Genomic DNA, 22,237 nt, shown 5'->3' with positions numbered 1-22,237 from the left:
CATGAAACCGACACTTCTGCACCATGCCGCCTACCGGATCTACCGGTTGCGCCGTCTGATTTCCCTGTCAGTTCTGGTGGTTGTGGCGGGGGCCTGCCTGTCTCTGGTGGTCTCTCCGGCGGACAACCTGTTTCGGGATCCGCTGAACCTGTTCCTGCTGATGCTGGTCTGGGGGGGAATCGTGTCCAGCGCGGCAGTGGCCTTTCCCGGCGGCTGGATCGACACGCTGACCGCGTCGATTGCATTCGCATTGCTATTGTTGGCAACGCCCTATCTGCAACTTGCCGTAACGGGCGCGTCCGTCGTCGCGGGCGGTATCAGCGACCACATGGCGATCCTGCTGATGTCGCTGGCATGGTTCATGGTCTGGCTGCTGGTGATGGCCGTGTTCGTCTATGCGGGCCAGAACCTGCCGATGGGCAAACGCACCCACCACACGCGCGTATTCTGCCCCGCCACGCCTGACCGGGTGCGCCGGGCGCTGTGCCCGCTTCCCGGCACTTCGGTCGCCGGTCGGGTTTGCGGGCCCGAGGAGGCGGACGGGTTCTTCCCGGTTCGGTACGAGGCAGATGCCCCCAGTGGCGAAAGCTTTGCCATCGCTCGGCAGGCCCACAGCTATCGCTATCGCATCCTGCATGAAGACCGCCTGACCCGCCAGTCGGAGGCCGTGGTCTGGTTGGAAGACCACAAGAGCCGGTCGGAAATCTTCGAAAGGCTCGAACCGGTTGAGGGCGGAACGCTATACACCCTTGTCGAGATGCACGACCATTTCAACCTGCTGACCGCGATCGGCTTCTGGATCAACGATTTCGGCGCCGATCACGCACTGGCCTATCTGGATGCCGCCGAGGGGCATCCGTCACTGGCGATCTACAATCAGCGGCAACGCAGCCCCCTGTCGATCCTGTCGCGCCTATTCAAGACGACCGGGACGCCATGAAGGCCTGAAGCCGAGCGATGCCTTCTTCAATATCTGCGGTCGAGCGTGCGTAGGAAAAGCGCAGGGTCGTCGCGCCGCGCACCGGGTCGAAATCCAGCCCCGGCGTGACCGCGACCCCCGCCTCGCGCAGGATCTCAGCACAGAAGGCCAGCGAGTCATCCGTATGATCGGACACATCCGCATAGACGTAAAACGCCCCGTCAGCGGGCGCGACCTTGTCGAAGCCCGCTTTCGCCAGCCCCTCCAGCATCAGCCGCCGATTGACCGTGTAGACATCGCGATGCGCGTCAAGCTCCGCCCGGCCCTCGGGCGAGAGCGCACCAAGGGCCGCCACCTGCGCAGCATGGGGCGGGCAGATGAACATGTTCTGCGCCAGCCGTTCGACGATGCGCACGTGATCTTCGGGCACCACCAGCCAGCCAAGCCGCCAGCCGGTCATCGAGAAATACTTGGAAAAGGAATTGACCACATAGAGGTCATCGGAACATTCCAGCGCCGACACCGCCCGGCCCTCGTATTGCAGCCCGTGGTAGATCTCGTCGGAAATCAACGCCATGCCCCGATCCGCGCAGGCTTCGACCAGCGCGCCAAGCGCGGGCTTGTCCAGCATCGTGCCCGAGGGGTTGGCGGGCGAGGCCACGATCAGCCCGGCCATGTCATCGGTCAGATCGCCCGGCACCGGCTGATAGCGGTTCTCGGGCGTGGTCTGGAACCCGACCGGCTCCAGGCTCAGCGCCTTGAGGATCTGGCGGTAGCTGGGATAGCCCGGCTCGCCCAGGCCCACCTTCTCGCCCGCATCGAAAAGCGCCGTGAAGGCAAGGATGAAGGCCCCCGAGGCGCCCGCCGTCAGCACAACCCGCGCCGGGTCCAGGTCGACGCCATACCATTCGTCGTAAAGCGCCGCGATTCCCGCGCGCAGGTCGGGCCGCCCAAGCGCCACCGTGTAGCCAAGCGGCCCCGCCTCCATCTCGGCGGAAAGGCGCGCACGGGCGGCGGCGGGGGCGCCGCTGCCCGGCTGGCCCACTTCCATATGGATAACATGGCGCCCGGCCTCTTCCGCGGCGCGCGCTTGTTCCATTACATCCATCACGATAAAGGGATCGACCCCGGAGCGCCTTGAATATCGCATTGACCTCTCCTTAAGCTGTGCCCGGTTGAAGCAGTCAAAGACAGGAAGGTCAATGTCACTTCTCGCCCGCCTGACGGCGCTTGTCCTGCTCCTGTCCTCATTTGCGGCGCAGGCGCAAACAATCATTCGCGACGCCGAGATCGAACGCGGCTTGCAAGCGCTGGCCGCCCCGATCCTGCGCGCCGCCGGGTTGCCCAGTTCGGTGCGGATCATCGTGGTCGATGACAGTTCCCTGAATGCCTTCGTCGTGGATACCAATCACATCTTCATCCACTCGGGCCTTCTGATGCGGCTGGATGAGCCCGCCCAGGTGCAGGCGGTCATCGCCCATGAGGCGGCCCATATCGCCGGCGGCCATTTCACCCGCCGCGCCGCCAATGTGGGTCATGCCAACACGGTGGCACGGATCGGGTTGCTGCTAGGCGTGGCGGCAGGGGTCGCGTCGGGCGACAGCTCGGCCGGGTTCGGGATTCTGGCTGGTACGGCCTCCTCTGCTCAACGGGTGCTGTTCGCCCATACCCGCGCCGAGGAGGCCAGCGCCGACACGGCAGGTATCCGCTACATGATCTCGGCCGGGGTCGATGCCACGGCGATGCTGGACGTTCTGGACATCTTTCGCGGGCAAGAGGCGCTGTCGGTCGGTCGTCAGGACCCCTACCTTCTGACCCACCCGCTGACGCGGGAACGCCTGCGATCCGTCAGGGCGCTTGTGGCCGGGCTCGACGCCATCGACCCCGACAACAGTACCCTTTATTGGTATCAACGACTGCAGGGCAAGCTCACCGCCTTCCTGCGCGCGCCAAGCTGGACCCTGCGCCGGGTGGGGCGCAGTGACACGTCCGAGATCGCCCGCCTGCGTCGGGCCATCGCCTATCACCGCCAGCCCGATACCGACCGGGCGATGACCGAGGTGGATGCGCTGGTCGCCATGCGCCCCGATGACGCCTATTACCACGAGCTTCGGGGTCAGATCCTGTATGAATCGCGGCTCTATGCCCATGCGGTCAGTGCCTATGCCCGCGCGGTGGAACTGGCCCCGCGCGAACCGCTGATACTTGCGGGCTATGGCCGGGCGCTGCTGGCCGCCGATACCGCATCGGGCAACCGGCAGGCGCTGGAGGTGCTGAACCGCGCCCGCGCCCGCGACCCGTTCAACCCGCGCCTCTTGCGCGACCTTGGCCTTGCCCATGCCCGTCTTGGCCAGAACGGCATGGCCTCGGTCGCCACTGCCGAACGCTATGCCCTTCAGGGGCGTTTCGAAGATGCCCAGATCCACGCCAACCGCGCCTCGGGCCTTCTGCCGCAGGGCAGCCCGGGGTGGCTGCGCGCGCAGGATGTGCTAGGTGTTGCCCAAACCGTCTTGAACCGGAGATAGACATGAAGAGATTTGCCCCCGCCGCACTGGCTTTTGCTGCGGCACTGACGACCGCGCCGCTGGCTGCCGACGGGATCGCCGACATGAGCGATGCCGAACGCGCCACCTTCCGCGCCGAGATCCGCGATTACCTGCTGGAACACCCCGAGGTGCTGCTGGAAGCCATCGCCGTTCTGGAAGAACGTCAGGCGCAGGCCGAGACCGTGCAGGATCAGGCCATGGTGCTGGCCAATGCCGAGGCGCTTTTCGACAGCCAGTTCGACTGGGAAGGCGGCAACCCCGATGGCGACATCGTGCTGGTCGAGTTCATGGACTACCGCTGCGGCTATTGCCGCCGCGCGCAGCCCGATGTGGAGCGGCTGATCTCGTCGGATGGCAATATCCGCTACATCGTCAAGGAATTCCCCATTCTCGGAGACGAATCCGTGATGGCCTCGCGTTTTGCCATCTCGACCCGTCAGAATATCGGCGACGATGCCTATGAGCTGGTGCATGTGGCCCTGATGCAGATGCGCGGGGATGTCACCGAAGACAGCCTGCGCCGTCTGGCCGAAGGGCTGGAGCTTGATGCAGACGTGATCCTTGCAGGCATGAACACACCGGAAGTGGATCAGGTCATCGCCGCGAACCATGCGCTGGCCGGGGTCCTTCAGATCTCGGGCACGCCCACATTCGTGATGAATGACCAGCTGCTGCGCGGCTACCTGCCCTATGAGGGCATGGCAGCGCTGGCGGCGGAAATCCGGTCGCAGACCAACTGATTTCCCTCTGTCGGAAACGAGAAAGCCCCGGGTCACACCCGGGGCTTTTTCATTCACTGCCGTCTGGCGGGATTACCCCATCGACCACCAACCACGTTTCTTCGGGCGGTCGTCGGCAGGGGCGTCCTCCGCCACGGCCGTAGCAGGTTCCGGCTCTGGCGCGGGTGCCTCAGCTGCCTGCTCCACTTGGGCAGGCTCGGGCTCTGCCTCTGTAGCGGGTTCCTCGGCCGGGGTGGCCTCGGGCTCTTCAGCGGCTTCGGGCTCTTCAGCGGCGTCAGGCGTTTCTGCCGACGCGGCTTCGGGCTCTGGCGATGCACTTGGTTCCACGACGGGCGCGGCCTCGGCAGCCTCCGGCTCTACCGGGGTCGGTTCCTCTGCAGCGGCTGTCTCCGGCTGTGCCGGGGCCTCATTCGCCTGCTCAGGCACCGCCGGGGTTTCTGCGTCCGCGGTCACGGCCTCTGTCGCTGCCGGGGTCTCTTCCGCGGCGGGTTGTGCGGGTTCGGCTTCAGCGACAGGAGTCTCGGCTTCAGCCGGGTCCTCTACCTTCTTCTTGCGACGGGTCCGCGGCTTGCGCTTGGGCTTTTCCTCTGCCTCGGGGGCAGTCTCCGCCGCAGGCGCATCGGGGGGTGTTTCCGTTGCAGCGTCCGCCGATTGCTCCGTTACCGGAGCCTCTTCGGACTTGGCCGCGTCGGTATCAGAGTCGGCCTGCTGTGCGTCGCCGTTATCCCCGTTCTCGCCATACTCCCCGTTTTCACCGTTTTCGCCGTTCTCCGACTTGCGGCGGCCACGCCCGCCCCGACGGCGGCGACGCTTTTTCTTCGGCTGCTCATCGGTTGCTTCGGGCGCTTCAACCTCGACCGCGCTCTCGGCGGCTTCCTCGGCCTCGGCTTCCTCGATAATGCTGTCCATCAGCGCGCTGTCCATCGAGATCACCGGCGTCACAGCCGCCACCCGACGGGTCGCGGTCTTGAACTTCTCGACCTTGAAACCGGGCGAGACCAGCATTGGATCGGCCTCGATCCGGATCGACATGCCATAGCGCGCCTCGATCTCGGCCAGGTATTCGCGCTTGGCGTTCATGATGAAGTTGACGATGCCCACGGGCGCGGTGACCAGAACCTCGCGGCTCCGCCTGCGGGTGCCCTCTTCCTCCAGCTGACGCAGGATCGACAGCGCAAGGCTGTCATCCGAGCGCACCAGCCCGGTGCCGTGGCAGGCGTGGCAAGGTTGCGTCGTCGCCTCCAACATGCCGGGGCGCAGGCGCTGACGCGACATTTCCATCAGACCAAAGCCCGAAATCCGCCCCACCTGAATGCGCGCCCGGTCGGTCTTGAGCTTGTCCTTCAGGCGCTTTTCCACGGCGGCGTTGTTGCGCCGTTCGTCCATGTCGATGAAGTCGATCACGATCAGACCGGCCAGATCGCGCAGGCGCAATTGGCGGGCGACCTCTTCGGCGGCTTCAAGGTTGGTCTTGGTCGCGGTTTCCTCGATCGAGCCTTCCTTGGTGGCGCGGCCGGAGTTCACGTCGATGGCCACCAGCGCCTCGGTCACGCCGATGACGATGTAGCCGCCCGAGCGCAGCTGCACCACCGGGTTGAACATGTCAGCCAGATAACCCTCGACCTGGAAACGGGCAAAGAGCGGCATAGGCTCGTTGTAATGCTTCACGTTCTTGGCATGGGACGGCATGATCATCTTCATGAAGTCCTTGGCATGGCGGTAGCCACGCTCGCCCTCGACCAGAACTTCGTCGATGTCGCGGTTATAGAGATCGCGGATCGACCGGTGAATCAGGTCACCTTCCTGATAGATCGGCGCAGGCGCGGTGGAGCGCAGGGTCAGATCGCGGATCTGTTCCCACTGGCGTTGCAGATATTCATAGTCGCGCTTGATCTCGGATTTGGTGCGCTTGGCCCCGGCGGTCCGCACGATCAGCCCGGCGCCTTGCGGCACATCGAGCGAAACCGCGATTTCCTTGAGCTTCTTGCGGTCCACAGCGTTGGTGATCTTGCGGGAAATGCCGCCACCACGGGCAGTGTTGGGCATCAGAACGCAGTAGCGACCGGCCAGCGACAGATAGGTGGTCAGCGCGGCGCCCTTGTTGCCGCGTTCTTCCTTGACGACCTGCACCAGCAGGATCTGGCGCACCTTGACCACTTCCTGAATCTTGTAGCGGCGCGGGCGCGGTTTGCGCACCGGACGAATGTCTTCGTGGTCGTCATCGTCGGCGACGGTCGAGATATTCGGGTCGACATCGGCGGCATCGGCGATGGTGTCATCGCCTGCGTCATCCTCGTCATCCAGATCATCGGCGCTGTCATCTGCACTGTCTTCCGGCAGTTGATCGGCAACCGCCGGGGCTGGAGCCGGGGTATCGGACGCGGTCTCGTCCGACACATCCTGTGCCGCCGTCTCAGGCGCGTCCGTGCCGTCAATCGACTCGCCCGGAACAGTGGTCACAAGTCCCGCCTCTTCGTCATCAGACGACAGGTCGACCACATCCATGCCCGAGGGCGCGCTGCGCTTTTCGCCCTCGACCTCGCCCGAGATCACCGCGTCATTGCGGCTGTCGGCGGCCTGGGTGTCATTGCCGTTGGTGGGCTTCCGGCGACGGCGACGAGAGCGCTTGGGCTTGTTTTCCGCATCCGCCTCGGCTTCGGCCTGGGCGCGGGCATATTCCTGTTCCTCGGCGAGCAGCGCTTCGCGGTCGGCGGTCGGAATCTGGTAGTAATCGGGGTGAATTTCCGAAAAGGCGAGGAAGCCGTGGCGGTTGCCGCCGTAATCGACAAACGCGGCCTGGAGCGAGGGTTCGACCCGCGTGACCTTTGCCAGATATATGTTTCCTGCCAGTTGCCGCTTGTTCAGCGACTCGAAATCGAATTCCTCGACCTTGTTTCCGTCAGCCACGACGACGCGGGTTTCTTCCGCGTGCGTGGCATCGATAAGCATTTTCTTTGCCATGAGTTCCTTGCACATGAACCCCGGACAGGCGCACCAGGCGGCGCGCTTCCCGTGAATTCAAGCTGTCCTGAAAGGGCGAAGGCGGCGGCGCACCCGGACGGGGCGCGGGCATCTGCCCTGCCTTGCCGTCCCTCAACTCTGCGCACGCGTTGCATCGCGGTTTATCTCCGATGGCCGGTCATCGCCAGCCACCCGTTCTGTCACCCAAAAACCGGGCAATTCCTGTATCAGGGCCTGTCCGGCCCCGGTGATCTTTCCGAAAACCGCGCCGCTTTTCCGCGCGCCGGAGTTCGGTCAGAGAAACTTTTTGCAAAGCCCCGAATATGCGGGCCTGCAATTGTGACATTAAGGGCACTTCCGGGGGGATTACAATGGCAATTCGTCATCTGACGGTTGCACGATCCGCGCAATTTGCGGGTGCGGCCCTGCCCCTTGCCGCCCTTTCCTGGCCGAACTACGCGCGCCGGAGGCCACCGCGCTTTCCGCTTGTGCCACCGGTCTGGTCATGGGCGCACCCGGCGCGCCCAGGCACCCAAGCGCCGGGCGAAGCCGCCCCCTTGTGGGGCGGTCGAGACCGGCGCTCCCCCGGTCCGCCGGTCCACCCGGCGGATCCGTTAAAGGTAATCCGACCGGCTCAGACCGTATTTGGCCATCTTCTCGTTCAGGGTCCGGCGCGGCAGGCAGAGCTCTTCCATGACGCTGGCGATGGATCCGCGATGGCGGCGCATGGTGTTGTCGATCAGCATCCGCTCGAACGCTTCCACATATTCCTTCAGCGGCTTGCCCTCGCTGCTCATCTGCGACCCGGTTTCCTCGCCCTCGCTCATCAGAAGCGAGGCGATGGAGCCGGAGCCGCGCCGTTGCTGCAGGATGGCGCGTTCCGAGATGTTGATCAGCTGGCGCACATTGCCCGGCCACGGCGCCTGCAACAGCTGTGCCGCTTCCTGGGCCGTGACCTGCGGCGCGTCGGTGCCGTATTCTTCCGCGAACTGCTCGCCAAACCGGTTGAACAGCGTCAGGATATCCTCGCCCCGCGCGCGCAGCGGCGGCAGGTCGATGCGCATGGCGGCCAGCCGGTAGAACAGATCCGGGCGCAGCGCCTGTTCACAACCGGTGTCCGGATCGGACGCATTGCAGATCGCCACGATCCGGGTTTCCGCGGGCGCGCCCATATCCTCGATGGTTTTCAGAAGCCGCGCCTGCAACGCCTGCGGCAACGCCTCAACCCCTTCCAGCAGCAGCGAGCCGCCGCGTGCCTGTTCAATGAGCGGCAGGTCCTGCCCTTCACCCACGGGGCCGAAGAGCATCGCGCCAAGCGCACCCTCGTCATGGGCCGCACAGGCGACCGACACCAGGGATTTGCCCGCGCGCGGCCCGACCGCGTGCAAGGCATGGGCCACCAGCGTCTTGCCGGTGCCGGTCTCTCCGGTGATCAGCACATGTCCGTCGGCCTGGCCCAGATCGAGGATATCCTCGCGCAGCCGTTCCATGACCGGGGAGGAGCCGATCAGCTTGCGCATCAGAACGGTGCCGTCCGACAGCTCCTTGCGCAGCGCCCGGTTGTCGAGCGTCAGGCGGCGCGTTTGCCCTGCCCGCTTGGCCAGCTCGGTCATGCGGTCGGGGTTGAACGGCTTTTCAAGGAAATCATAGGCGCCAAGCCGCATCGCCTCGACCGCCATGGGCACGTCACCGTGGCCAGTGATCATGATCACCGGCAGGCTGCTGTCCATGCCCATCAGGCGTTTGAGGAAAGCCATGCCATCCATACCCGGCATCTTGATGTCGGTCACCACCACGCCGGAAAAATCCGGGCCGATGTTCTTCAGCGCCTCTTCGGCGCTGGCATAGGTCTCGGTCTGAAAGCCCGACAGCGCCAGCCATTGGCTGATCGACTGGCGCATGTCCTGTTCGTCATCGACGATTGCAATCCGCATGGCTCTTCCTCTGTTTCAATCACTCGGCGGCAGCGCTGCCCCGATCGGCCCGTGGCAGGCGCACCTCGAACACGGCACCGCCCTGGTCCCCGTTGCGCGCGGTCAGCCGCCCGCCGAGATCCTTGACGATGCCCGACGAAATCGCGAGCCCGAGGCCCACCCCGTCACCGGGTTTCTTTGTTGTGTAGAATGGCTCGAACAAAGCGTCGAGATCGTCAATCCCCCGTCCGTTGTCACGCACGGTCAGCACCACCTCGTCACCTTCGGCAATGATCAGGTCCAGCTCTCGCAGATCCTCGCCCTTCATCGCGTCGAGCGCGTTGCGCAGCAGGTTGATGATCACCTGTTCCAGCCGCAGCCGGTCGGCCATGACCAGAACCGGCTGGCGCGGGATGCTCTGCGCGATCTCGACTGTCATCTGCCGCAATTGCGGCTCCATCATGGTCAGGGCCGAGCTCAGCGCTTCGCGGACATCGACCTCCTGAAACGCCTCTCCACCCTTTCTGGCATAGGATTTCAGCTGCCGCGTGATCGCCCCCATCCGGTCGATCAGGTCGTCGATCCGCTGGAAAGAGGACAGCGCCTCTTCGGGCCTGCGCCGCTGCAACAGCAGCTTGGCCCCGGCAAGGTAGGTCTTCATCGCCGCAAGGGGCTGGTTCAGCTCGTGGCTGACCGCTGCCGACATTTCGCCCAGGGCCGCCAGTTTGGAACTCTGGGCAAGGCTTTGTTCCGCCTCTTCAAGGTTCCTTTCGACCTTCTGACGCTCGGCGATTTCCCGCTGCAGCCTGTCGTTCAACCGGCGAAGCTCCGCCGATTCCCTTTGAAAGACAACCGATTGCAGCCTGGCCCTGCGGCTGAGAAGATAGAAGGCCGCCGCTAGAAACAGCGCGAATCCCATGATCTCCAGCGCCAGAACGCCGTTCACCCTTTCGCGCACGGAATCATAGGCGGTGAACGAGACCAGCATCCAGCCCCGGAACGGGATGCGCGATTCCAGCCGCAGGGTGGAAGACCCGCCGAAATAGGGCCCGGGATTTGCGAAAGCCCAATCGCCTGCCGCCTCGATGGCGCGTTCAATGGCGCTGTCGGGGGATTGCACCGCGACGGCATCCGCTTCGTTGCGGCCCCGCCAGCGCGGTTCGGTCGACAGGATGATCCTGCCTTCCGAATTGGCCACGAACACCGCCTCTGACGTGCCCCGCCAGCGATCCGCCAGACGCCCTAGATCGACGCGCACAAGGATCACCCCAAGCAGCAGAGAGTCATCCTCGACCCGGCGCGAAAAGGTAAAATCGAAGGCCCCGGTATCCAGTTCGGTGGTGGTGAATACGGTATCGTTCGACCTCTGCGCCTCAACAAAATAAGGCCTGTTTGCGTGCTGTTCGCCAATGGCCTGCCGATCCGTGGCCGCCACGATCCGACCATCCCGGTTCAGCAGCACGATCGAGGCCGCGCCGATTTCCTCGCGATAGGAAATCAGCCGTTGCGACGTGGTCGAGAAATCGCCGACCGACAGCGCCCTGACAAGCGTCGGGTCGCGCGACAGCAATAGCGGCACGACCGAATTGCGCTGAAGCTCCGATATGATCGACCCGGAATAGAGCGCCAGCCGCAGTTCCGCCCGGTTGCGGGTGGTCTCGGTAAAGCGGTCGGTCAGCCAGATGTTGGACACCCAGACGACCACGCCCGCCGCGGCCAAGAACACGACCAGAAGACCGCGCAAAATCCATGCACGGCGCCCTGCCGGTCCTCGCAGGGCCACATCAGAGCGCGTGGGCCTGTTCATGAAACAATTCTAGGGGTTTGGCGGCAGCGCCTCAAGCCTGTCAGGCCGCCACAAGCGCCTGAGTCAGCCCGGTGAACATCGCCCACCCGTCGGTGCCGCCATGGCTTGCGTCGATCACCCGCTCGGGATGCGGCATCATGCCGAGCACGCGGCGGTTGTCGGACAGGACCCCGGCAATGTCATCGGTGGCCCCGTTCGGGTTGCCCACATAGCGGAACGCCACGCGGTCCTCGGCCTTCAACGCGGCCAGCCCCTCGGCATCCGTCACGTAGTTGCCATCGTGATGCGCCAGCGGGATCTCGATCTGCTGGCCCTCGGCGTAGGATTGGGTAAAGACGCTGTTCGTGGTCTCAACGCGCAATGTCTGCATCCGGCAGATGAATTTCAGCCCCGCATTGCGCATCAGCGCGCCGGGCAGCAGACCGGTTTCGCACAGGACCTGGAACCCGTTGCAGATGCCAAGCGCATAGCCGCCCCGGTTCACATGCGCCGCAACCGCCTGCATGACTGGCGATTGCCCCGCAATGGCCCCGCAGCGCAGGTAGTCGCCAAAGGAAAAACCGCCGGGAATGCCCACGATATCGACACCCTCGGGCAGGGTCGGGTCCTTGTGCCAGACCATATCGACCGAGAAGCCCGCCTTTCGAAAGGCCACGGCCAGATCACGGTCGCAGTTGGAGCCGGGGAAGACGATGACAGCGGCTTTCATGGGGGCACCTTTCCTTGGGTGACGATCTTGGCCAGCCCCTTAGCGCAATTGCGACCGGGGGCAAAGGGGCCTAGCGGGTGAAATCGGTGATCACGGCGACACCGGGCGGGGTCGGACCATCAAAAGCGGCCAGTTCCGCACTGGCATCCGACAGGGCAACGCGGCGGGCAATCATGGGGTTGAGGTCCAGCGAGCCGCCCTCGATCAGCGACAGCAGCGACGGGTAGCGCCAGGACGGCATACCGCGTGTGCCATAGATCGCCAACTGACCGGAATAGACCACATCCCAGGGCAGGTTCATCGTCACATGTTCACCCGCGGGCATGCCAACCTGAACCATCCGGCCCAGTTTTCGCAAGGATTTCATGGCGTTGATCGTGGTCACCTCGAAGCCGAGCGCCTCGACAGCCAGATCGGCCCCACCTCCGGTGATGTCTTTGATCTGGCCCACAGGGTCATCGCCGCGCGCGTTCACAACCGCGTCGATGCCAAGGGACTTCGCAAAATCCAGCTTTTCCTGCACCACGTCCGCCATCACCACGCGTGCCCCAAGCGCCTTGCCGATCAGGGCAGCCGCAAGGCCGATGCCGCCTCCACCCCAGATCGCCAGCCATTCGCCGGGACGCAAGGCCGCACGTCCCGTCAGCGCGTGCCAGGCGGTCGTGACGCGGCAGCCAAGGGCCGCCGCAAGGGCCGGGTCCATCCCGTCGGGCAGGCGCGTCAGATTGGCGTCAGCGCGCGGCACCGCCAGCCGTTCGGCAAAGGCGCCGGGCGCGGTGAAGCCCGGAACGATCTGGGTGTCGCAGATGGTTTGGTTGCCCGCTCGGCAATCCGGGCAGGCTCCGCAGGCCAGGATGAATGGCGCGATCACCCGGTCACCCACACGCCACTGGCGGACCTCGTGGCCCACCTCGCGCACCACGCCGCAATATTCATGTCCGGGGATCTGCGGCAGCGGCACATCGGGTTCGTTGCCGCCCCACAGGTGCCAGTCCGAGCGGCAGATGCCGCAGGCCAGCACCTCCAGCACCACCCCGTCGGGCGGGCAATCGGGATCGGGCAGATCGGCGATCTGCAGGGCCGTGCGGGGCTGGATCAGCAGCGCGGCCTTCATGCGGTCAGCCCATGGAAATCGAGTAGCTCTCGATCACCGTATTGGCGAGCAGCTTGTCGCACATTGCCTTGACCGTGTCCTCGGAGGTGCCATCGGCCAGATCAAGCTCGATCACCTTGCCCTGCCGGACGCCCTCGACCCCGTCGAAGCCCAAAGCCCCAAGCGCGTGGCGCACAGCCTCGCCCTGCGGGTCCAGAACGCCCTGTTTCAGCATCACGGTCACGGTTGCGCGCATCGCCCCTGCCCTCTTCTTCTTGGTCCAAATACTCAGCTGCAATCCGCGCGTATCGCCGCGCGAACCGGTTCAGTTCACCAGCGTCGGCTTGCCGCCGAAACCGGAATTCGTGGGCATCACGCCAAGGCGGCGGGCCACTTCCGTATAGGCGTCGGTCAGGTTGCCCAGGTCACGGCGGAACACGTCCTTGTCCAGTTTCTGGCCGGTCTCGATATCCCATAGCCGGCAGCTGTCGGGGCTGATTTCATCTGCCACGATCAGGCGCATGAAATCACCGTCCCAGACCCGGCCGATCTCGATCTTGAAATCCACCAGCCGAATGCCGACGCCCATCATCATGCCGGACATGAAATCGTTCACACGGAGGGCCAGCGCGACGATATCGTCAAGGTCCTGCTGCGAGGCCCATCCGAACGCGATGATGTATTCCTCGGGCACCAGGGGGTCGCCAAGTTCGTCGTTCTTGTAGGAAAACTCGATGATCGGACGGGGCAATTGCGTGCCCTCTTCCATCCCCAAGCGCTTGGCCATCGACCCGGCGGCGAAGTTGCGCACGATCACTTCCAGCGGGATGATCTCGACCTGTCGGATCAGCTGTTCGCGCATGTTGATGCGGCGGATGAAATGGGTGGGCACGCCGATATTGTTCAGCCCGGTCATGAAGAATTCCGACAGGCGATTGTTCAGAACGCCCTTGCCTTCGATCGTCGCCTTCTTCTCGGCGTTGAAGGCGGTCGCGTCATCCTTGAAATACTGCACGAGGGTTCCCGGTTCGGGGCCTTCATACAGGATCTTCGCCTTGCCTTCGTAGACCTTCTTGCGCCGTGCCATATGCTTGTGTTCTCCGAATCCGTCACGCGGCGCCGGGGGCACCGTTTGGGGCGCGTATACGCCCAAGGACCGCGAAAGGGAAGCGGCGTTACTGGGCGCTCAGACCCCAGAAGCCAAGCCGCCCGGTTCCAACCGCGATGATCCCGGCACGGTCACGGAACGGTCGATGCGTCAGGTCATAGTTACGGAAGAGCTGATCGTTGAGATACATCCGCGCCTGCGTGCCGGAAATCCGCACCTCCAGCACGTCCGATCCGTCGCCTCGCCCCACCGGGTCATCCTCGTCACCATAGATCACGTCCATGCCTTCGACATCGCGGTTGATCGCCATCAACTGGTTATCGGCGTTAAGCAGGAAGGCGATATAGGTGCTGTGCTCATCCCCGAAATCATAGAGCAGGCCGGTGGCTGCAACGCCCTCGCCGTCATCATTGCGGGCATAGACATTGGCCCGCAGGGTCAGGGTGCCATCGGCATTCATCAGCGGCATTTCATAATAGCGGATTGCTGTTGGCTGCGTCGTGTTTTGCAGCACGAACCAGCCCTCCTGTTCAAATCCGGTCCAGGTGGCATCCTGAAACGGTCCAAGTCCGAGCGGCTGAAGGTATTCGCCAAGGACAGGTTCTACCGTTTCCTGGGCAAGAATGGGCGATGCCGATAGCAGGACTGCGGTCGAAAGGGCAGCGAAGGCGGTTCTGAACATGCGATATGCTCCTGTCTGTTCATTTTTGAAATCGGGTCGTTCAATTGGTCCACTATGTGGCAGTCGGCCCGATTCGGTCCAGAATTCCCGGTAAATCCTGCTGACAGCGTCCTCCAGCCGCACAATCCGCCCTTGTGCGACCCGCCCGGACCGGCCTATTTGAACAGCGACGAATGCATCTGAGTCAGGAGAGCCCGAGATGACAACCTTCGATGACCGCGAGTCCGCTTTCGAGAACAAGTTCGCGCATGACGCCGAAATGGTGTTCCGCGCCGAAGCCCGCCGCAACAAGCTGGTTGGCCTTTGGGCCGCCGAACTGCTCGGCAAGACCGGGTCCGACGCCGATGCCTATGCGATCGAGGTTGTGAAGTCCGATTTCGAAGAAGCCGGGCATGAAGATGTGGTGCGCAAGGTGGCCGCAGATCTGGACGGCAAGGCCAGTGCCGACGAAATCCGCGCCAAGATGGCCGAACTGCTGATCGTGGCCAAGGGCCAGCTGATCAACGAAGCCTGATCGCACACGCCAAGACAACAAGGGACCGTCCGCGCGTGTTGCGGGCGGTCCTTTCTATTTGAACGCAAGACAATTCATAATCTTTATGCAGATTATGCGGTTGCTTCACTAGACCAGCGCGGCGCATTCAGGGCGCGCGCAGATATCTGAAAGAAGACTCACATGACCAATCTCCTGTCCAAGCTCTTGGCGGACCGCGACTGGCTGATGGCCGATGGCGCCACCGGGACAACCCTTTTCAACATGGGGCTGTCCTCGGGCGACGCGCCAGAGCTGTGGAATGTCGACCACCCCGACCGGATCGCCAAGCTTTATCAGGGCGCGGTCGATGCGGGGTCCGATATCTTCCTGACCAATTCCTTCGGCGGCACCCGCGCGCGCCTGAAACTGCACGGCGCACAGGACCGGGCCTTCGAGCTCTCGAAACTGGCCGCCGAGATCGGCCGCGAGGTTGCCGACAAGGCCGGCCGCCCGGTCGTGGTGGCGGGCTCCGTCGGGCCGACCGGCGAGATCATGGTACCCATGGGGTCGCTGACCCATGAAAGCGCGGTCGAGATGTTCCATGAACAGGCCGAGGGCCTGAAGGCGGGCGGCGTCGATGTGCTGTGGGTCGAAACCATTTCCGCCGCCGAGGAATTCAAGGCCTTCGCAGAGGCCGCCAAACTGGCCGACATGCCATGGTGCGGCACCATGAGCTTTGACACGGCGGGTCGCACGATGATGGGCTTCACCTCTGCGGACATGGCGGCGATGGCCGAAAAGCTCGACCCGCAGCCTCTGGCCTTCGGCGCCAATTGCGGTGTCGGCGCGTCGGACCTGCTGCGCACGGTTCTGGGCTTCCGCGCCTCGGGCACCGAGATTCCCTTCATCGCCAAGGGCAATGCGGGCATTCCAAAGTATCACGACGGCCATATCCACTATGACGGCACGCCGGAGCTGATGGCGAAATATGCCGTGCTGGCGCGCGACGCCGGGGCCAAGATCATCGGCGGCTGCTGCGGCACCCAGACCGACCACCTGCGCGCGATGAAAGCGGCGCTGGAAGAGACGCCGCGCGGTCCCGCCCCGACGCTCGATCAGATCGCGTCGCAGATCGGCGGGTTTTCATCCGACAGCGATGGCACCGGCGATGACGCCCCTGCCGCCCGCCGCCCCCGCCGCCGCGCACGCGGCTGACCGATACGATGGCACGTGCGATCCGGGCGATATTCCTGGGGCTTGCGGCCCTGGCAAGCCTCGTATGGATCGGCGGCTATCTGTATATCAACCGACTGGCCTGCGCCTTTGGCAACATCAGCCCCTGCCGCATACGCATGCCGTGGCGCCTGACCGGCGATGACATGGTGCTGCTTGTCATCCTTCCTGCCGCAATCGTTCTGATATTTCTGTTCCTTGCCTGGCTTTCACATCGGCGGATCAAGACCGGTGGTGGGGACGGGTCAGAGTGATGTCAAAACAGACTCAACTGATCGCCGGGGCGCGGCGGCACCCGGAAGAGATCTGTCCGCAAGGCGGGCATGCGGTGGCTGAGGCCTGCCGCCCTGACCGCGCGCGCGAAACGCTGCTGCAACAGATCGGCATAGATGCCGGTGCCGGTCAGCCGCGTGCCCCATTCGGCGCTGTAATCCTCCCCCCCGTGCATCTCGCGCACCCGCGCCATTACACGTGCGGCGCGCAGCGGCACATGTTCCTCCAGCCAGGTCCGAAACAGCGGAGCGACCTCCAGCGGCAGGCGCAGGGCGATCATGCTGGCACCGATGGCCCCGGCATCGGCACCGGCCTTCACGATCCGCTCGATCTCGTGGTCGGTCAGCCCCGGCACAATGGGCGACGCCATCAGCCGCACCGGAATGCCCGCTGCCGCCAGACGCTCGATGGTCTTCAGCCGCCTTGCGGGCGACGGAACCCGCGGCTCCATCGCGCGCGCCAGACCGGAATCGAGCGTTGTCACCGAAATACCAACCTTGGCCAGCCCCTGCCCCGCCAGATCCGCGATCAGATCGATATCGCGTTCGATCAGCGTGCCCTTGGTCACGATCCCGACGGGGTGGCGAAAGTTGCGCAGTACCTGCAACAGACCGCGCATGATTTGCCTATCCTTCTCAACCGGTTGATAGGGGTCGGTATTGGTGCCGATGGCCATCGGCTGAACATCGTATCCCCGACGCGACAGCTCTTTCCTCAGCACGGCGGGCGCATCGGGCCGGGCAATCAGCCGAGTTTCGAAATCCAGCCCCGGCGACAGGCCCAGATAGGCGTGGCTCGGGCGGGCGAAGCAGTAGATGCAGCCGTGTTCACAGCCCCTGTAGGGATTGATCGAGCGATCAAAGCTCAGATCGGGCGAGGCATTGCGGGTGATCACCCTGCGCGGGCGTTCATCGGTCACAACGGTGCGCAGTGGCGGCAGATCGTCTTCACGGTCCCAGCCATCCGGCTCAAACCGGGTTTCCAGGCGGTCGAACCGGTTGGCCGGATTGAACCCCGCGCCCCTGCCCTTGCGGCGTGCCTTTTCGATGATCTGATCGAGTTCCATGGCACCAATATGGAACAAAAACGGAACATCCGCAATCACGACCCGCATCAAGGTCGGTCACGACGCCACGCGTGTCGCAATTCAGCGCGTCAGATTCGCACGTCCCGGCCAAAAGTCGGGACAGTCCATGAAACCCCCGTTCCGTCAGGGAGCCAATAAAATGTCCGATGAAGACGAAATCATCCTGTCCGAGCTCGACGATGAAGAGCTTGTGCAGCAGATGTTCGATGACCTCTACGACGGTCTCAAGGAAGAGATCGAAGAAGGCGTCAATATCCTGCTGGAACGAGAATGGGCGCCCTATCGCATTCTGACCGAGGCGCTCGTCGGCGGCATGACCATCGTCGGCAAGGACTTCCGGGACGGCATTCTCTTCGTGCCCGAGGTTCTGCTGGCCGCCAACGCGATGAAGGGCGGCATGGCCATCCTGAAGCCGCTGCTGGCCGAAACCGGCGCGCCCCGCGTGGGCAAGATGGTGATCGGCACCGTCAAGGGCGACATCCACGACATCGGCAAGAACCTCGTCGGCATGATGATGGAAGGCGCGGGCTTCGAAGTGGTCGATCTGGGCATCAACAACGCCGTGGAAAGCTATCTCGAGGCGCTGGAATCCGAACAGCCCGACATCCTCGGCATGTCGGCCCTGCTGACCACCACGATGCCCTATATGAAGGTCGTCATCGACACGATGGTCGAACAGGGTATCCGCGACGACTATGTGGTTCTGGTCGGCGGCGCGCCCCTGAACGAGGAATTTGGCAAAGCGATCGGCGCAGACGCCTATTGCCGCGATGCAGCCGTGGCCGTGGAAACCGCCAAGGAATTCATGGCGCGCAAGCACAACCAGGCGGCGGCTGGCTGATCCTTAGCGTACAGAAAGAAATCAGGGGCCTCGGCAGACGATCTGTCGGGGCCTTTTTCGCTTGTAGAGTTCTAAAGTGGCCTGCTTCGCGTTCAGTTCCTGTTTGACGCTACTGCAACCCGGCAGCACCAGTTCCGACAGTCGCCCACCTCGTTTTAATTGACCTTTCGTGATCGGCGCGCCTAACATGGCCGCTAACCTTCGTTAACCCGACGGTCAACGGATGCTCTTTTGGGGGAAGTTATGGCGTCAGAAACATTTAACCACTACTACTTGATCGCATCTGGTGTACCGGGCGGCACCATTACGCTTGGGGCCGTCAATAACCCTGTGGGCGGAACTGATCTGGTCGAAACCACGGCAGACAGCGACGGCATCAACGGACAAACGGAAGTCGAGAATGCGATACTGGCGTTCGGGTCTCAGCGAACGCTTGCCGGTTTCACGGCCACGGGTGACCCTATCGTACTGGTGACCACCGGACCAGATACCTACTACGTGTTCTCCAACGATGGAGGACTTAGCGGGAGCATCTCATCATCGAACACTGGAACCTATCTCTACTGTTTCGCGGCTGGAACCGGGATAGCGACTCCGGAGGGTGAACAAGCCGTAGAGACCCTGTGCGCCGGCGATCTTATCCTGACTGCGCAGGGCCAAACAACGCCTGTCAAATGGATCGGCCGCCAGTCGGTGTCGACCCGCTTCGGCCCCGCCGAGCGCCTTATGCCGGTGCGCTTTGCCGCAAGGTCTTTGGGCAAAGGCCTGCCCCACGCCGACCTCACCGTCACCGCCGATCATGGGATGCTGGTCGAGGGCGTCATCTGCCACGCAGGCGCTTTGGTGAATGGCACGACGATCACGCGTGTGCCGCTCTTGGAAATGGGCGAGACATATACCGTCTACCACATCGAGACCGAATCCCACGAGATCATCCTCGCCAACGGTGCCCCCGCCGAGACTTTCATCGACAACGTCAGCCGCAGGGTCTTCGACAACTTCGCCGAATTCGAGGCGCTCTATGGCGACGTGCCGGAGATGGAAGAACTGCCTTACCCCCGCGCGATGAGTGCCCGGCAGGTGCCGCAGGCGATCCGCGCGAGGCTGGCGGGGACTGCCGCGGCCTGAGCCAGAGCGTGGTGCAATCCGATTGCCCGATGCTTGTCGTGGCGGCCTTCACGCGGGGTTGCCACTGGGTGCCGCGAATTGGGATGATCCGCACAACTTTAGCTTGATTTGGGCGACAAGCTCGGCGCACCCTCCTGGCTATTGAGCACTTTGATCAGAAGCTGGGGATTGGTCATGACAATTTGGACGGTCACGTCGCTTGGCGACGTCACGGATGGCAGCGACGGGGTTCTGACGCTGCGCGAAGCGGTCGACGTGGCCTCTTCCGGCGATACCATCGTGTTCGACGCAAGCCTGTCGGGCGGCACGGTGTCGCTGAGCCAGGGCGTGATGACGATCTCCGACACGATCACCATCACCGGGGATGTCGACAGCGATGGCGCGGCCGATATCACCATCGACGGCAATGCGGCGCAGATCTTCTATGTGCAGTCGGGCGGTGCTCTGTCCCTGAACGCGCTGACCGTCACGGATGGTGGAGGACAACGTGGCGGCGCGATCGAGGTTGAGTCCGGCGGGGTTTTGGATGTCACCGCCTCCACCTTTACGGGCAATCATGCAAGTATCAGAGGCGGCGCCATTCACAGCAATGGCACCACCACGATCACAAACAGCACCTTTTCTGGGAATACCGCTATTCACGGAGGCGCGATCCAAACCCAAGGCTCCATGACAATCGTCAACTCGACGATAGCGGGCAACACCGCATCCGGGAATGGCACCTTCGGAGGGCAAGGCGGCGGAATAAATGCGCTAGGAAACCCCAATCCGGATTTGACCGTCATAAACAGCACGATCACGGGCAACACGACCGGTGATGGCGCCTTTACTGATGGAGATGGCGGCGGCATCTATTACGGTACCTCCTTTGGCCCCGTCACGCTGATCAATACGATCGTCAGCGGAAACACCAGCACGGATGGCGCCAATCTGGGCGGGCCCGATGCGATCACCGATGGCGGCGGCAATGTCATCGACGCGGACCCGGCGCTGATCTTCGGGTCCAACGTGCTGGCCGATAATGGCGGCCCGGTGCAGACGATTGCGCTGATCAACAGCCTCACCAACCCCGCGCTGGATGTAGGCGTCGCGCAATCCGGGCTGACGGCGGGGGCGAACGGTCAGCCCTATACGGACATCGCCAGCACCGGCAATGACGGCAGCGATTTCACCGATGCCGGTGCCTATGAGCTCTGCTTCGCCGCAGGCACCCGGATCGCCACCCCCGATGGCGCGCGGGCCGTCGAGACGCTGGAAATCGGCGATACCGTCCTGACGGCAGAGGGGCGCGCGGTGCCGGTCAAATGGATCGGTCGCCAGACCGTCTCGACCCGCTTCCGCCCCGCAGACCGGCTGGGGCTGGTGCGCTTTGCTGCCGGGTCGCTTGGCGATGGCCTTCCCCACACTGACCTGACAGTCACCGCCGATCATGGGATGCTGGTGGATGGCGTGATCTGCCATGCGGGCGCTTTGGTGAACGGGACGACGATCACCCGCGTGCCGCTCTCAGAGATGGGCGAGACCTACACGGTCTATCACGTCGAAACCGAGGACCACGAGATCATCCTCGCGAATGGTGCCCCCGCCGAGACCTTCATCGACAATGTCTCCCGCCGCGCCTTCGACAACTTCGCCGAGTTCGAAGCGCTCTACGGTGATGTGCCCGAGATGGAAGAACTGCCCTTCCCCCGCGCCATGAGTGCCCGGCAGGTGCCGCAGAATATTGCAGAACGACTGAAATCGCGGTTGGTTGCCTTAACATTCCCGCCCACATCTCAAACCGAAAAGCATCGCGAAAGCAGCCCTCTTCGCATCCACCTTACGAGATGAAGAAAGAGTTGCCACGCGCAAACCGCCGCGCTTTTATGGTGGTGTTCTCGGTCTTCAGCATTCAAAAACCACTTTAACAGGCCGGTTAGCCCTACGGCGGGCGTTTAGAAAACAGTAAGAACAGAGGATGCAGGAATGCCAGATCAAGTTTATGCGACACAAGGCTATGTTCTACTAACAGGGGTCAACCATACTGGGAGCGGCGACGGCACAGCAGGATCAACCATAACCTGGACGGGCACGAACCCCGCAGACTCTAATTTTAATGTGACCGACGTGAATGCCGACGGAAATCTGGCAGATGGAACAGATTACTTCATTAGCAGTTCCTATTTATTTACCGGCTATACGATTGAAGGCAGTGACGGCAACTTTTACGGTATATTCCAAAATGGTACTTTCTTCTACGTCCCACTACCCGTAGATGGCACCGCGCAAACCCTGATCGCCAGTTCCGGGGCGTCCAACGCTTACAACTCCCCTGAAGGCAACGCTTATCTTTGCTTCACCGCTGGCACTCAAATCACCACTCCCACCGGCGACACCTGTGTCGAGGCCCTGCAAATCGGCGATTTGCTCTGCACCAAAGAAGGCACACATGTCCCCGTCAAATGGATCGGTCGTCAGACCGTGTCCACCGGCTTTGGCCCGGCTGAACGGCTGATGCCGGTGCGCTTCGCGGCCGGGTCTCTGGGCGACGGTCTGCCGACGGATGACCTGACGGTGACCGCCGATCACGGGATGCTGGTTTCGGGTGTGATCTGCCACGCGGGTGCACTTGTGAATGGGACGACAATCACGCGCGTGCCTTTGGCCGAAATGGGCGCGACATACATGGTCTACCACGTCGAGACGGAAGAGCACGAAATCATCCTCGCCAACGGCGCGCCTG

20 protein-coding genes are annotated in these 22,237 nt (G+C 63.3%); 10 read left to right on the top strand and 10 right to left on the bottom strand.

Translation table 11 applies throughout. From position 1 onward, the window contains the following. Nucleotide 1 precedes the first annotated feature (1 nt). Nucleotides 2–940 carry a hypothetical protein gene (locus EP237_RS17735; RefSeq protein WP_127562234.1) on the top strand — a complete coding sequence of 313 codons (939 nt, stop codon included), beginning with the start codon at nucleotides 2–4 and terminating at the stop codon, nucleotides 938–940. Here EP237_RS17735 and EP237_RS17730 read toward each other — a convergent pair. Continuing rightward, nucleotides 918–2,069 carry a pyridoxal phosphate-dependent aminotransferase gene (locus EP237_RS17730; protein WP_127562233.1) on the bottom strand — a complete coding sequence of 384 codons (1,152 nt, stop codon included), beginning with the start codon at nucleotides 2,067–2,069 and terminating at the stop codon, nucleotides 918–920. The two genes, EP237_RS17735 and EP237_RS17730, sit on opposite strands and share 23 nt — an antisense overlap. A 52-nt stretch (nucleotides 2,070–2,121) precedes the next feature. Between EP237_RS17730 and EP237_RS17725 the strand changes: the two genes are divergently transcribed. Together EP237_RS17725 and EP237_RS17720 are read left to right on the top strand one after the other, a co-directional pair. After that, nucleotides 2,122–3,444: a M48 family metalloprotease gene (locus EP237_RS17725; RefSeq protein WP_127562232.1), complete on the top strand. Its 1,323-nt coding sequence runs from the start codon at nucleotides 2,122–2,124 to the stop codon at nucleotides 3,442–3,444. Between the two features lie 2 nt (nucleotides 3,445–3,446). Beyond that, on the top strand, nucleotides 3,447–4,205 hold the full coding sequence (locus tag EP237_RS17720) for a DsbA family protein (protein ID WP_127562231.1): 759 nt from the start codon (nucleotides 3,447–3,449) through the stop codon (nucleotides 4,203–4,205). Nucleotides 4,206–4,277: 72 nt separating this feature from the next. On the opposite strand, the gene EP237_RS17715 is transcribed toward EP237_RS17720, so the two are convergent. The 8 genes from EP237_RS17715 to EP237_RS17680 form a co-directional block, all read right to left on the bottom strand. Continuing rightward, nucleotides 4,278–7,166 (bottom strand): Rne/Rng family ribonuclease, encoded by a 2,889-nt coding sequence (locus EP237_RS17715; RefSeq protein WP_127562230.1) that lies wholly within the window; start codon nucleotides 7,164–7,166, stop codon nucleotides 4,278–4,280. Nucleotides 7,167–7,780: 614 nt separating this feature from the next. Next, the gene (locus EP237_RS17710) at nucleotides 7,781–9,100 is read right to left on the bottom strand and encodes a sigma-54-dependent transcriptional regulator (protein ID WP_127562229.1); all 1,320 of its coding nucleotides are present in this window, start codon (nucleotides 9,098–9,100) and stop codon (nucleotides 7,781–7,783) included. Nucleotides 9,101–9,119: 19 nt separating this feature from the next. Then, nucleotides 9,120–10,886, bottom strand: a complete 1,767-nt coding sequence (locus EP237_RS17705; protein ID WP_127562228.1) for a sensor histidine kinase — start codon at nucleotides 10,884–10,886, stop codon at nucleotides 9,120–9,122. Between the two features lie 40 nt (nucleotides 10,887–10,926). Then, nucleotides 10,927–11,595 (bottom strand): phosphoribosylformylglycinamidine synthase subunit PurQ, encoded by a 669-nt coding sequence (purQ, locus tag EP237_RS17700; RefSeq protein ID WP_127562227.1) that lies wholly within the window; start codon nucleotides 11,593–11,595, stop codon nucleotides 10,927–10,929. Nucleotides 11,596–11,665: 70 nt separating this feature from the next. Next, nucleotides 11,666–12,709, bottom strand: a complete 1,044-nt coding sequence (locus tag EP237_RS17695) for an alcohol dehydrogenase catalytic domain-containing protein (RefSeq protein ID WP_127562226.1) — start codon at nucleotides 12,707–12,709, stop codon at nucleotides 11,666–11,668. 4 nt (nucleotides 12,710–12,713) lie between these two features. Beyond that, complete coding sequence (purS, locus tag EP237_RS17690; RefSeq protein ID WP_127562225.1) at nucleotides 12,714–12,944, bottom strand: phosphoribosylformylglycinamidine synthase subunit PurS; 231 nt, start codon at nucleotides 12,942–12,944, stop codon at nucleotides 12,714–12,716. Nucleotides 12,945–13,013: 69 nt separating this feature from the next. Then, nucleotides 13,014–13,775: a phosphoribosylaminoimidazolesuccinocarboxamide synthase gene (gene purC, locus EP237_RS17685; protein WP_127562224.1), complete on the bottom strand. Its 762-nt coding sequence runs from the start codon at nucleotides 13,773–13,775 to the stop codon at nucleotides 13,014–13,016. A gap of 88 nt (nucleotides 13,776–13,863) precedes the next feature. Next, complete coding sequence (locus EP237_RS17680) at nucleotides 13,864–14,478, bottom strand: hypothetical protein (RefSeq protein ID WP_127562223.1); 615 nt, start codon at nucleotides 14,476–14,478, stop codon at nucleotides 13,864–13,866. Between the two features lie 199 nt (nucleotides 14,479–14,677). Between EP237_RS17680 and EP237_RS17675 the strand changes: the two genes are divergently transcribed. The 3 genes from EP237_RS17675 (at nucleotide 14,678) to EP237_RS17665 (ending at nucleotide 16,440) form a co-directional block, all read left to right on the top strand. Then, a complete protein-coding gene (locus EP237_RS17675) occupies nucleotides 14,678–14,992 on the top strand; it encodes a DUF1476 domain-containing protein (RefSeq protein WP_071691625.1) in 315 nt (104 codons plus the stop codon). A 162-nt stretch (nucleotides 14,993–15,154) separates the two neighbouring features. Further along, nucleotides 15,155–16,168, top strand: coding sequence for a betaine--homocysteine S-methyltransferase (gene bmt / locus EP237_RS17670; protein WP_127562222.1), 1,014 nt, complete (start codon nucleotides 15,155–15,157; stop codon nucleotides 16,166–16,168). 8 nt (nucleotides 16,169–16,176) lie between these two features. After that, a complete protein-coding gene (locus EP237_RS17665) occupies nucleotides 16,177–16,440 on the top strand; it encodes a methionine synthase (protein WP_127562221.1) in 264 nt (87 codons plus the stop codon). 2 nt (nucleotides 16,441–16,442) lie between these two features. Here the strand turns inward: EP237_RS17665 and EP237_RS17660 are convergent, their stop codons facing one another. Continuing rightward, nucleotides 16,443–17,525 carry a PA0069 family radical SAM protein gene (locus EP237_RS17660; protein WP_127562220.1) on the bottom strand — a complete coding sequence of 361 codons (1,083 nt, stop codon included), beginning with the start codon at nucleotides 17,523–17,525 and terminating at the stop codon, nucleotides 16,443–16,445. Nucleotides 17,526–17,685: 160 nt separating this feature from the next. On the opposite strand from EP237_RS17660, the gene EP237_RS17655 reads away from it, so the two are divergent. The 4 genes from EP237_RS17655 to EP237_RS17640 form a co-directional block, all read left to right on the top strand. Next, nucleotides 17,686–18,387 (top strand): corrinoid protein, encoded by a 702-nt coding sequence (locus EP237_RS17655; protein WP_127562219.1) that lies wholly within the window; start codon nucleotides 17,686–17,688, stop codon nucleotides 18,385–18,387. A gap of 243 nt (nucleotides 18,388–18,630) precedes the next feature. Further along, the gene (locus EP237_RS17650) at nucleotides 18,631–19,515 is read left to right on the top strand and encodes a Hint domain-containing protein (protein ID WP_127562218.1); all 885 of its coding nucleotides are present in this window, start codon (nucleotides 18,631–18,633) and stop codon (nucleotides 19,513–19,515) included. A 174-nt stretch (nucleotides 19,516–19,689) separates the two neighbouring features. Beyond that, the gene (locus EP237_RS17645; RefSeq protein ID WP_164744755.1) at nucleotides 19,690–21,345 is read left to right on the top strand and encodes a Hint domain-containing protein; all 1,656 of its coding nucleotides are present in this window, start codon (nucleotides 19,690–19,692) and stop codon (nucleotides 21,343–21,345) included. 135 nt (nucleotides 21,346–21,480) lie between these two features. Continuing rightward, nucleotides 21,481–22,237: Hint domain-containing protein (locus tag EP237_RS17640; protein ID WP_164744754.1), on the top strand; the 757-nt coding region annotated here is incomplete at its 3' end.

The sequence above is a fragment of the Nioella ostreopsis genome, from assembly GCF_004000255.1.
Classification (GTDB): domain Bacteria; phylum Pseudomonadota; class Alphaproteobacteria; order Rhodobacterales; family Rhodobacteraceae; genus Nioella; species Nioella ostreopsis.
The sequence above is the reverse complement of the archived record's forward strand: the minus strand, read 5'-3'. Positions and strand labels throughout refer to the sequence as shown.